A 10,510-nucleotide genomic window follows, 5' to 3' on the forward strand; every position below is an offset into this window, starting at 1 on the left:
GAAGTGAAACGAAATAGCGCCGATGGTAGTGTGGGGCTTCCCCATGTGAGAGTAGGACATCGCCAGGCTTTAAATTTAAGAAGCCCGCTCGAAAGAGCGGGCTTTTTTGCATCTATAGCGTTTTAAAATTAGCTCACTTTATACCTAAAAAGTGGTCATTTACGGTGCGATATATTTGCTCTCTGCAACCTTCCAAAAGGCTTTAACAAGCGGATTTTCCAACTGAGTTTTGTTGCAGCAAACACCAAGTTTAAAAGGTTTAATTGGTAAGACTTTTAAACGATTTATCTTTTCTCTTACTGGACTGTTGTTGATTACAACATCAGGTGCGATACCTACTCCACATCCCAATGCAACCATACTTACGATGGCTTCATGTCCGGAGGTTTGTGCGTAGATCTTTGGCTTTATTTTCATTTGTTTGAGCCAAGTATTGGCCCTGTCCCTTGCCGTTCCTGCTTCTGGGAGTATGAATGGAATGACCGACCAGTCTGGTTTTTCTTTTTGTAGCTCTTCAGCAAACGCACTAACCCCAACAGGTACGATGACAGAAAGTGGGATTTCACTGATCGTTTCAAATGCGATTTTATTTGGCATCTGTTCTGACTTGGCTGATATGGCAATATCGGCTTCATCTGCTAGTATTTTGTCGATCGCTTGAGCTGGATCGCCGGTTGATAGTTTGAACTCAATGAAAGGGTTCTGAATACGAAAGTCAGAGATTAGCTCCGGAAGATGGCTGTAGCTTGCAGTAACAGAACAAAAGAGACGGATTTCTCCTTTCAATTCATCCTCGGTTCCTTTCAGGTGACTCTGATACTGCTGCCATTCGCCAAGAATCTTTAAGGCGACTGGGACTAGCTTTTTACCTTGGATAGTTAAATCAACGCTACGGTTGTCGCGTAAAAACAATTGTTGGCTGGTTTCCTCCTCTAATTTTTGTATCTGTCGGCTTAAGGCTGAAGGGCTAATATGCATTGCCGCTGCGGTCTTGGCGAAACTTTTACTCTCACAGAGATGAATGAAAAGTTGCAGGCTTTTGATATTCATTAAATTTTCATTTCCATGTTGCATAAATTGCAATAACTAATTGTGAATATATCACTTTAAGCAATCTCATGTCTGTTTTAGTATGAAGTTACTCGGTAAGGCAATTACTGACCTCAATGGAAGAATCTCAAAGGAGCACCCAGATGGCTAATTATTTCAATACCCTAAACTTGCGCGAGCAGTTGGACCAATTAGGTCGTTGTCGTTTTATGGACCGCAGTGAGTTCGCTTCAGAAGCGGATTATCTGAAAGGTAAGAAAGTAGTCATTGTAGGTTGTGGTGCTCAAGGTCTTAACCAAGGTCTGAACATGCGCGACTCTGGTCTAGACGTTGCTTATGCGCTTCGCCAAGCCGCGATTGATGAGCAACGCCAGTCATTCAAAAACGCAAAAGACAATGGTTTTGAGGTAGGTAGCTACGAAACGCTAATTCCACAAGCTGATCTAGTAGTAAACCTTACTCCAGATAAGCAGCACACAAACGTTGTTGAGACGGTAATGCCGTTAATGAAAGAAGGCGCAGCACTAGGCTACTCTCACGGTTTCAACGTTGTTGAAGAAGGCATGCAAATCCGTAAAGACCTAACGGTAGTAATGGTTGCACCTAAATGTCCAGGTACGGAAGTTCGTGAAGAATACAAGCGCGGTTTCGGTGTACCGACTCTTATCGCTGTTCACCCAGAGAACGACCCAAAAGGTGAAGGTTGGGATATCGCGAAAGCTTGGGCTGCAGCAACAGGTGGTCACCGTGCAGGTTGTCTAGAGTCTTCTTTTGTTGCTGAGGTGAAATCTGACCTAATGGGTGAGCAAACTATCCTTTGTGGCATGCTACAGGCTGGCTCTATCGTATGTTACGAGAAGATGATTGCTGATGGTATCGATCCTGGCTACGCTGGTAAGCTTCTTCAATACGGTTGGGAAACCATCACTGAAGCACTGAAGTTTGGTGGTATCACTCACATGATGGATCGCCTAACTAACCCTGCAAAAGTGAAAGCATTTGAGCTTTCTGAAGAGCTAAAAGAACTGATGCGTCCGCTATACAACAAGCACATGGATGACATCATCACCGGTCACTTCTCTAGCACTATGATGGCTGACTGGGCAAACGACGATGCAAATCTACTAGGCTGGCGTGCAGAAACAGGTGAAACTGCTTTCGAAAACTACCCAGAAACTGACGTAGAAATCTCTGAGCAAGAGTACTTCGATAACGGTATCTTGATGGTTGCTATGGTTCGTGCGGGTGTTGAGCTAGCATTCGAAGCGATGACGGCATCTGGCATCATCGATGAGTCTGCTTACTACGAGTCTCTACACGAGCTGCCACTTATCGCAAACACTATCGCACGTAAGCGTTTATACGAGATGAACGTGGTTATCTCAGACACTGCGGAATACGGTAACTACCTGTTCGCTAACGTAGCAACGCCGCTTCTACGTGAGAAGTTTATGCCAGCCGTAAATACTGACGTAATTGGTAAAGGTTTAGGTGAAACGTCTAACCAAGTGGATAACGCGACTCTTATCGCTGTGAATGAAACAATCCGTAACCACCCTGTAGAGTACATCGGTGAAGAGCTACGTGGTTACATGACTGATATGAAGCGTATCGCGGTGGGCGGCTAAATGACTGGCCTTAAGGCTCCATTTCGGTGTCGAAGGTGCTCGTTTACTATCGTAAAGTCCGCGCCTTCTCCTAGAAATGAAACCTTAATACAGCGTAATTTACTTAGTCTCAAGTAACGCAGTAGATAAACTCCAGGCAGACTGGAGTGATAAATACAAAATAAAACACAACATCTAATCAAAAGGCTTGGTCGCCGTTGACCAAGCCTTTTTGTTTTTAGCCGATTTATCTGCGCGCCGATAAGAAAAACGCTCCTTTGTGAGGAGCGCTTTGATACTTATTTTTCAGCAAGCTTTTCTTCAAGTTGCGCCAACTTCTGTTCCATTTCTGTTAGCTTTTGACGTGTACGTAGTAAAACTTGAGTTTGAACATCAAACTCTTCGCGACTTACAACATCTAGCTTGTTTAGCTGGCCTTGGATTACTTGACGAACTTTCTGATCGACATCAGAGCCCAATTCTTTTACAGGTTGAGGCATTGAGTCGTGAATCTGTTTAGCAATTTGCTCTAATTTCTTTGGGTCAAACATAGTGGCTAAAACTCCTTTTGATTTGTCCTCATTTTAAGTAAATGATACGTGAAAGTCGCCACTTAGATGGCAAAAAAGAGAGCGGCAATAAAAAAGGCCACCGAAGTGACCTTTTTGAATGCCTTAATAGCTTATCTGTTATCCGCTAATTCACGATGAGCTGCTTTCGCCTCGTCAACTCGCGCTAACTTCTCCAAGTCTTTGTCTTCAACAAATACTGGCAGAGGTTTGTGTTTTTCAGCTAGGTAGCTGTAAATCACAGGTAGTACGAATAGTGTGAACAGTGTACCAATTGCAAGGCCAGCAACGATGACGATACCGATACTGAAACGTTGCGCGGCACCTGCACCTGTTGCGTACATCAGCGGGATCAGACCTGCGATCATCGCTGCAGTGGTCATTAGGATAGGGCGAAGACGCACTTTCGCAGCTTCCATCACCGCATCAATACGAGACAGTTTATTATGTAACTGCTCTTCTTTGGCGACTTCACAGATCAAGATACCGTGCTTGGTTATTAGGCCGACCAGCGTTATCAAACCAACCTGCGAGTAGATGTTCATCGAGGCCGTACCCCAGGCCAATGCGATCAAGGCACCACATATTGCCAGAGGTACAGATACCATGATGACAATAGGATCGCGGAGTGATTCAAATTGAATCGCCAGAACGAGGAAGATGATCGCAAGTGCAAGACCGAAGGTTGCATACAAGGCACTACCTTCCGTTACAAACTGACGAGATTCGCCCATGTAATCGTGGTTATATCCTGCAGGCAGTTTGGTTTGTGCAATATTCTCAAACCAGTCGATTGCGTCACCCATAGCAACACTAGGCGACGGTACTGCACCCACAGTCGCTGAGTTTAGCTGGTTGAAGTGTGGCAAAGAGCGAGGCTCAGCCACCACATCAATGGTAATCAGACTGCCTAATGGAACCGCTTTACCATCCACAGAGCGTACATAGTAGTTCTTCATCGATTCTGGGTTTAGACGCCATTTACGCTCAACTTGAGGGATCACCTCATACGAGCGGCCATTCAGGTCGATTCGGTTTACATAACCATCTGCCATCATCGTGCTGAGGGTGATGCCAATGTCTTGCATAGTCACACCGTAGGCACCCGCTTTGTCTTTATCGATCTTGATCTTCATCGTTGCTGAATCGTAGTTCAAATCCAGGTCGGAATAGACAAACATTGGGCTACTTGCAACATCGGTTAGAATATCGCTAGCGATAGTAAACAAGCTCTCGAAGCTATTTGGTGTTGTTATTACAAACTGAACAGGTAGACCTGAGCCTGCACCTGGAAGCTCTGGCATTTGGAATGCAGTGACAGACATACCAGGTACACTTGATACTAGGCCACCCACACGTTTCGTGATTTCAGATTGGCTTGCCTCTCGTTCACTCCAAGGCTTCAATGTTGCTAGGCCAAACGCTTGGTTTGAGTTTGGTACACCATTAAAGACCTGCGCGTATTCCACCTCCGGTTGATCTGAGAGTATTTGGTTTACGTCATCCATGGTATTTTGGATATAGTCCAAGTTCGCGTTTGATGGGGCGGTACCCATCAGCATGACCACACCTTTATCTTCAGATGGTGCTAGTTCGCTAGGAATAAACTTGAACAAGACCGGTAAGCTTGCAAATACAATGATTGCAAACGCAATAACAACCGGACGATGAGCCATTACCGCTTTCAACATGCCTTCGTAACGAGTGGTCATGCCATCAAGGATATGGTGAACTTTTTGCTCAAACTTGCTTGGCTTCTCGTTCGCCTTCAGCATCTTCGAACACATCATTGGTGATAGTGTCAAAGCGATGATGCCGGATACGAATACTGAACCTGCCAGTGTCAAAGCGAACTCTTTGAACAATGAACCGGTGATACCACCCATCAATGCGATTGGCGCGTACACTGCACCTAGCGTCAATGTCATCGCGATAACTGGAACCGCAATTTCACGCGTACCAATGATTGCAGCTCGGAATGGCGATTCCCCTTCTTTGATGTGACGGTCAACGTTTTCTAGTACAACGATCGCGTCATCCACCACCAGACCGATGGCAAGCACCATCGCCAGTAGCGTCATCAAGTTCCAAGAGAAACCCATTGCCTGCATCACCATTGCCACACCAATCAATGAAAGTGGAATGGTCACGATAGGAATGATTACCGCGCGGAATGAACCTAGGAACAGTGTGATAACCACAAGTACGATTACTGCTGCTTCAAGAATCGTTTTCACTACTTCGTGAATCGATTCGTTGATGGCGATAGTTGAGTCGTACATTACGTTCATTTTGATGTTACTTGGTAGGTTGCGCTCAAGCTGAGGCAACAGTTCAAGTACGTCTGCTGCAATGTTGATTGGGTTAGCACTTGGCGCTGCGTTGATCGCTGCAACCACAGCTTCTTGACCGTTTGCACTTGCGCGATAAACGTCGTGACTCTTCTCTAGCGTTACTTTAGCGATATCACCTAGGCGGATGACATCCCCTTCACCAGTTTTCACGACCAATGCTTCAAGTTCAGCAACGTTTGATACCTGAGTATCTGCGCTACCGTTATAAAGCACGAACTCACCCGTCGCTTGACCGGTTGCAGATTGGTAGTTGTTGGCGTTAAGAACGCTCATCACATCGGTTGCGGTCAACTTCAAAGCGCCCATTTTGGCAGGATCTAGCCATACGCGCAGTGCGTACTTCATACCACCATACAGGTCAACTTTGGACACACCGTTTACGGTGAACAACTGCGGGTTGATTACACGCTCAAGGTAGTCAGTGATCTGGCTTGAAGATAACTCGTCACTCGTAAAGCCGATGTACAGTACCGCCGTTGTCGAACCTGTCGACATGGTTACGGTTGGGTCTTCGGCTTCTTTTGGTAGCTGTGAACGTACCGAGTTGGTTTTCGCCAGAATGTCAGACAACGCCGCATTTGGATCAGTATTCAACTTCATGTTTACAGTAATGGTCGATTTACCCAGTACCGATTGCGAAGTCATGTAATCAATATTATCGGCTTGCGCTACCGCTTGCTCCAATGGCTGAGTAATAAAGCCTTGGATCAAGTTGGCACTTGCACCGTAGTAACTGGTGGTCACGGTGACCACCGTATTCGTCATTTCAGGGTATTCACGAACCTGCATTTTGAACACCGCTTGCAAACCAAGCAATGCAATCAAAAAGCTGATCGATACCGCTAAAACTGGACGTTTTATAAAAACATCTGTAAAGCGCATGATGCCTCCAACTTAAAGCATTGGTGTTTCAGCAGGTGGGGTAGTTGCATCGCTTTCGACAATGCTTACTTTCGCATGGTTACTCAAACGGACTTGACCCGAAGTCACCACTACATCACCTGGCTTCACGCCTTCTAGAATGTGTGCGATATCTTTAGAGCGTTCGCCAACTTTTACCACATGCTGCTTAACGCGTTTTTCGCCATCTTCTTCTGTTACGATGTAAACATTGTCGCCATACAGCGTAAATGTGATCGCGGTTTGAGGTAGAGTGACCTGATTTTCTAATTTAGGCAGAATGATGTTTGCACGCGCGAACATACCACTACGTAGTTTGCCGTCACTGTTAGGGATATCCGCTTGAACTTGAATCAAACCACTTTGTACGTTTACAGCTGGTTCAATCGCAGAAATAGACCCTTTGAAAGGTTGGTCTGGATAAGCGTCAACAAAGATATCCACTTCTTGATCGATATTGATACGTGAAATATCGGTTTGTGGCACGGTGAAGCGCAAGCGCATCACGCTGGTATCTTCAAGGCGAACGATATCGGTGCCCGCCTGTAGGTACTGACCGAGGTACACGTTACGAATACCTACCACACCATCAAATGGCGCTTTGATTTCGCGTCGGTCGATGGTTGCTTTCAGGCTTTCAATATCCGCTTTTAAGGAGAAGTAGTTTGCTTCTGCTTCGTCATACGCTTCTTTAGAAATAGAGCCTTTTTTGAATAGGCCTTGGTAGCGTTTGTATTTCGCTTCTGCCGCTGGCAACTTAGCTTGCGAGCTCTTCAAATTTGCTTTTTCGACTTCAGAATCAAGCAACACTAATGGCTGACCCGATTTAACTTGAGTACCGGAATCAAACGCGATTTTATCGATAACACCGCTGGTCTCATTTGCTACCGTCACGCCTTGGTTTGGCTCGATAAAACCAATTGCCTCGATGACTGGTACCCAATCCACCGCTTGCACTTCTGTCACGGTTACTGGGAACTCAGGTTCAGGACGGTTTGCCATGTATTCAGCGATCTTTTGTTGCTTAAATAAATTGAAACCTATCACGCTGCCGAACAAGAGAACGGCGATAAGTAACATAAAGAAAGTCCACTTTTTCATTCTATTAAGAACTCCAAGTTAGTGTTTAATAATTGCATCCCAACTGGCTTCAATAGCGGCCTCTAATGCCGTCTTATCCAGTTGATAAAATCCCAAAGCGTGTTTCCGAGCAAGTGCAACACTTGCCTCAAAACTCAATCCAGAAAGTACTTCGTTATCGAGAAGCTTGAATACTCCCTCGTCTTTGCCCTGATTGAAAAGAAGATCTACTTGGGCAAACATTTGTCTCTCAAGTTCCCGAGCTTTGCTACTATTTGAACAGGGTAAAGACTCATATTGGACTCGGTTGCTGATCGCACTTAAGTTCGAGCTCGCTAGATTCCAAATATTGAGCCACATGGTTCGATAACGCTGTTTTAAAGGCATCTCTTCACTAACACCTAGTTGCACCGCAGTAGCAACACGCTTAGCAACGTTAAGGCGTAGTTCCTCTAAAAGATGTTCTTTATCTGAGAAATAACGGTAAATCGTCCCTGCTGCGACACCTGCCTCATTGGCGAGCTTTTGCATGGAAAGCCCTTGAAAGCCAGATTCAGCAATGAGTTGTTCAGCAGCGACTAAGATTTGTTCTCGTTTATCTACAGCAGGGTTATCCTTCATAATGTCACCCTTTAGTGAATGAACGTTCATTCATTATAGCTTAAATACCCGCCATTTATGCAACAGAATATTGCACTTAATTGGTGTAAAAATTACAAGAAATCAGCATAGCTTTCACGAGGCCACCCCTTTATCATAGGCGCCACATTCATCACCCGCAGAGAATTTCTATGAAGCTGAACCCTAGTCAAGATGAAGCCGTGAAATACGTGTCTGGTCCATGCCTAGTGCTAGCTGGTGCTGGCTCGGGCAAAACTCGTGTTATTACCAATAAAATCGCTTATCTGGTTCAGCAATGTGGTTACAAAGCGCGTAACATTGCGGCGGTGACGTTTACCAACAAAGCGGCACGTGAAATGAAGGAGCGTGTAGGTCAAACGTTAGGGAAAGGTGAGTCTAAAGGTTTGATGGTATCAACATTCCACACTTTAGGATTGAACATCATCAAGCGTGAGTACAAGCATTTAGGGTTGAAAGCGGGCTTCTCACTGTTTGATGACCAAGACCAGCTAGCGCTGCTCAAAGAACTTACCGAAAAGCAGCTTGATGGTGATAAAGATCTGCTACGTCAGCTTCTGAGTTGTATTTCCAACTGGAAAAACGACATGTTGACGCCAGAGCAAGCCAAAGCGCGTGCGCAAGGTGAACAGCAACAATTGTTTGCGTTCTGTTTTGATATGTACCAAAAGCAAATGAAAGCCTATAACGCGCTTGATTTTGATGACCTAATTTTGATGCCCGTTTTACTCTTACGTAATCATGAAGACGTTCGTCAGCGTTGGCAGAATCGTATCCGTTACCTACTGGTTGATGAGTATCAAGATACCAACACTAGTCAGTATGAGCTGGTCAAATTAATCGTCGGAGAACGTGGGCGATTGACGGTTGTAGGGGATGACGATCAGTCTATTTATTCATGGCGTGGTGCGAAACCTCAGAACCTCGTGTTGCTGGGTGAAGATTATCCGAATTTGCGTTTGATTAAGCTAGAGCAAAACTACCGTTCAACGAGTCGAATCCTGCGTGCGGCCAACATTTTGATAGCTAACAACCCTCACGTCTATGAGAAGTCCTTGTTCTCTGAAATTCCTGACGGTGAAAAACTCAAAGTGTTGTTGGCTAAAAATGAAGAGCACGAAGCAGAGCGCGTGACGGGTGAACTAATAGCGCATAAGTTCCTAAACCGTACCGAATATAAAGATTATGCGATTCTATATCGTGGTAACCACCAATCACGTTTGATTGAAAAGTCTCTGATGCAAAACCGTGTACCGTATAAAATTTCTGGCGGCACCTCGTTTTTTGCACGCGCAGAGATTAAAGACATCATGGCGTATTTGCGCGTTTTGGTTAATCCGGATGACGACAATGCATTTTTGCGCATTGTGAATACTCCACGACGTGAAATTGGCCCAGTAACGTTAGAGAAGTTAGGCAGTTATGCCAATATGCGAGGGAAGAGCCTGTTTGAGTCGAGCTTTGAAATGGGGCTCGAACAGCACCTAACGGGACGTGGCCTAGAAAACCTGCGTCGTTTCACCCAATGGCTAGTGGCGATTGCTGATCAAGCTGAGCGTGGTGATACCGTCGAAGCGGTTCGTTCGCTAGTTCGTGATATCCATTATGAAGATTGGCTATACGAAACTTCAGCAAGTCCGAAAGCCGCTGAAATGCGAATGAAGAACGTTTCTGATCTTTATTCATGGATAGTGGCGGACCTAGAGGGTGACAACTACGATCAAGAAGAGAAAACGTTAAAAGAAGTCGTTCAACGTTTGACCTTGCGTGACATGATGGAGCGCGGTGAAGAAGATGAAGACAGTGATGCAGTACAACTGATGACCTTGCACGCATCAAAAGGCCTTGAGTTCCCATATGTATACTTAATTGGGTCCGAAGAAGGTATTTTACCGCACCAAACCAGTATTGATGAAGATAACGTGGAAGAAGAGCGTCGCCTGATGTACGTTGGTATTACTCGCGCGCAACGTGAACTGACTTTCACTATGTGCAAAGAGCGTCGGCAGTTCGGCGAGTTGATCAAACCGACTCAAAGCCGCTTTTTGGATGAGTTGCCATTTGATGACGTTGAATGGGAAGTAAACAAAAAGCCAGTATCAGCAGAAGAGCGTATGGCGAAAGGTCAAGCACACATTGCCAATATTCGAGCAATGTTTAAGAAGTAAAGTAACCTTGTTCTCACTGACTAAAAACAAAAAGGCTTGCCAACTGGCAAGCCTTTTTCGTTGATGTCTGTGCCGTCCTAAATAAGGTTGACACTTTCCACCCCCAAAATTGGAGAGTGTTATGAAATCAACAACTAAAAGAA

The 10,510-nt window shown here is 45.2% G+C and carries 7 protein-coding genes; 2 read left to right on the forward strand and 5 right to left on the reverse strand.

Features of this window, described 5'->3' with window-relative positions:
• Positions 1-159: 159 nt before the first annotated feature.
• Entirely contained in the window at positions 160-1,050 is an 891-nt protein-coding gene (gene ilvY / locus R7Q47_RS22810; RefSeq protein ID WP_005379097.1) for an HTH-type transcriptional activator IlvY, read from the reverse strand.
• Positions 1,051-1,193: 143 nt separating this feature from the next.
• On the opposite strand from ilvY, the gene ilvC reads away from it, so the two are divergent.
• Positions 1,194-2,678, forward strand: a complete 1,485-nt coding sequence (ilvC, locus tag R7Q47_RS22815; RefSeq protein WP_005379098.1) for a ketol-acid reductoisomerase — start codon at positions 1,194-1,196, stop codon at positions 2,676-2,678.
• Between the two features lie 278 nt (positions 2,679-2,956).
• Here ilvC and ubiK read toward each other — a convergent pair whose 3' ends face one another.
• The 4 genes from ubiK to R7Q47_RS22835 all read right to left on the reverse strand — a co-directional run bounded on the left by ubiK (position 2,957) and on the right by R7Q47_RS22835 (position 8,181).
• A complete protein-coding gene (gene ubiK, locus R7Q47_RS22820; protein WP_005379099.1) occupies positions 2,957-3,208 on the reverse strand; it encodes a ubiquinone biosynthesis accessory factor UbiK in 252 nt (83 codons plus the stop codon).
• Positions 3,209-3,339: 131 nt separating this feature from the next.
• Positions 3,340-6,462, reverse strand: a complete 3,123-nt coding sequence (vmeD, locus tag R7Q47_RS22825; RefSeq protein WP_005379100.1) for a multidrug efflux RND transporter permease subunit VmeD — start codon at positions 6,460-6,462, stop codon at positions 3,340-3,342.
• A 12-nt stretch (positions 6,463-6,474) separates the two neighbouring features.
• Entirely contained in the window at positions 6,475-7,581 is a 1,107-nt protein-coding gene (vmeC, locus tag R7Q47_RS22830) for a multidrug efflux RND transporter periplasmic adaptor subunit VmeC (RefSeq protein ID WP_005379101.1), read from the reverse strand.
• 18 nt (positions 7,582-7,599) lie between these two features.
• A complete protein-coding gene (locus R7Q47_RS22835) occupies positions 7,600-8,181 on the reverse strand; it encodes a TetR/AcrR family transcriptional regulator (protein ID WP_005384254.1) in 582 nt (193 codons plus the stop codon).
• 170 nt (positions 8,182-8,351) lie between these two features.
• Here R7Q47_RS22835 and rep point away from each other — a divergent pair, with 170 nt between their 5' ends.
• The gene (gene rep / locus R7Q47_RS22840) at positions 8,352-10,367 is read left to right on the forward strand and encodes a DNA helicase Rep (protein ID WP_005379104.1); all 2,016 of its coding nucleotides are present in this window, start codon (positions 8,352-8,354) and stop codon (positions 10,365-10,367) included.
• Positions 10,368-10,510: the final 143 nt, after the last annotated feature.

The sequence above is a fragment of the Vibrio sp. Vb0349 genome (assembly GCF_033338975.1).

Coding starts and splice junctions, on each gene's coding strand:
- ilvY (WP_005379097.1), bottom strand. CDS start 1,050: ATGAATATCAAAAGCCTGCAACTTTTCATTCATCTCTGTGAGAGTAAA.
- ilvC (WP_005379098.1), top strand. CDS start 1,194: ATGGCTAATTATTTCAATACCCTAAACTTGCGCGAGCAGTTGGACCAA.
- ubiK (WP_005379099.1), bottom strand. CDS start 3,208: ATGTTTGACCCAAAGAAATTAGAGCAAATTGCTAAACAGATTCACGAC.
- vmeD (WP_005379100.1), bottom strand. CDS start 6,462: ATGCGCTTTACAGATGTTTTTATAAAACGTCCAGTTTTAGCGGTATCG.
- vmeC (WP_005379101.1), bottom strand. CDS start 7,581: ATGAAAAAGTGGACTTTCTTTATGTTACTTATCGCCGTTCTCTTGTTC.
- R7Q47_RS22835 (WP_005384254.1), bottom strand. CDS start 8,181: ATGAAGGATAACCCTGCTGTAGATAAACGAGAACAAATCTTAGTCGCT.
- rep (WP_005379104.1), top strand. CDS start 8,352: ATGAAGCTGAACCCTAGTCAAGATGAAGCCGTGAAATACGTGTCTGGT.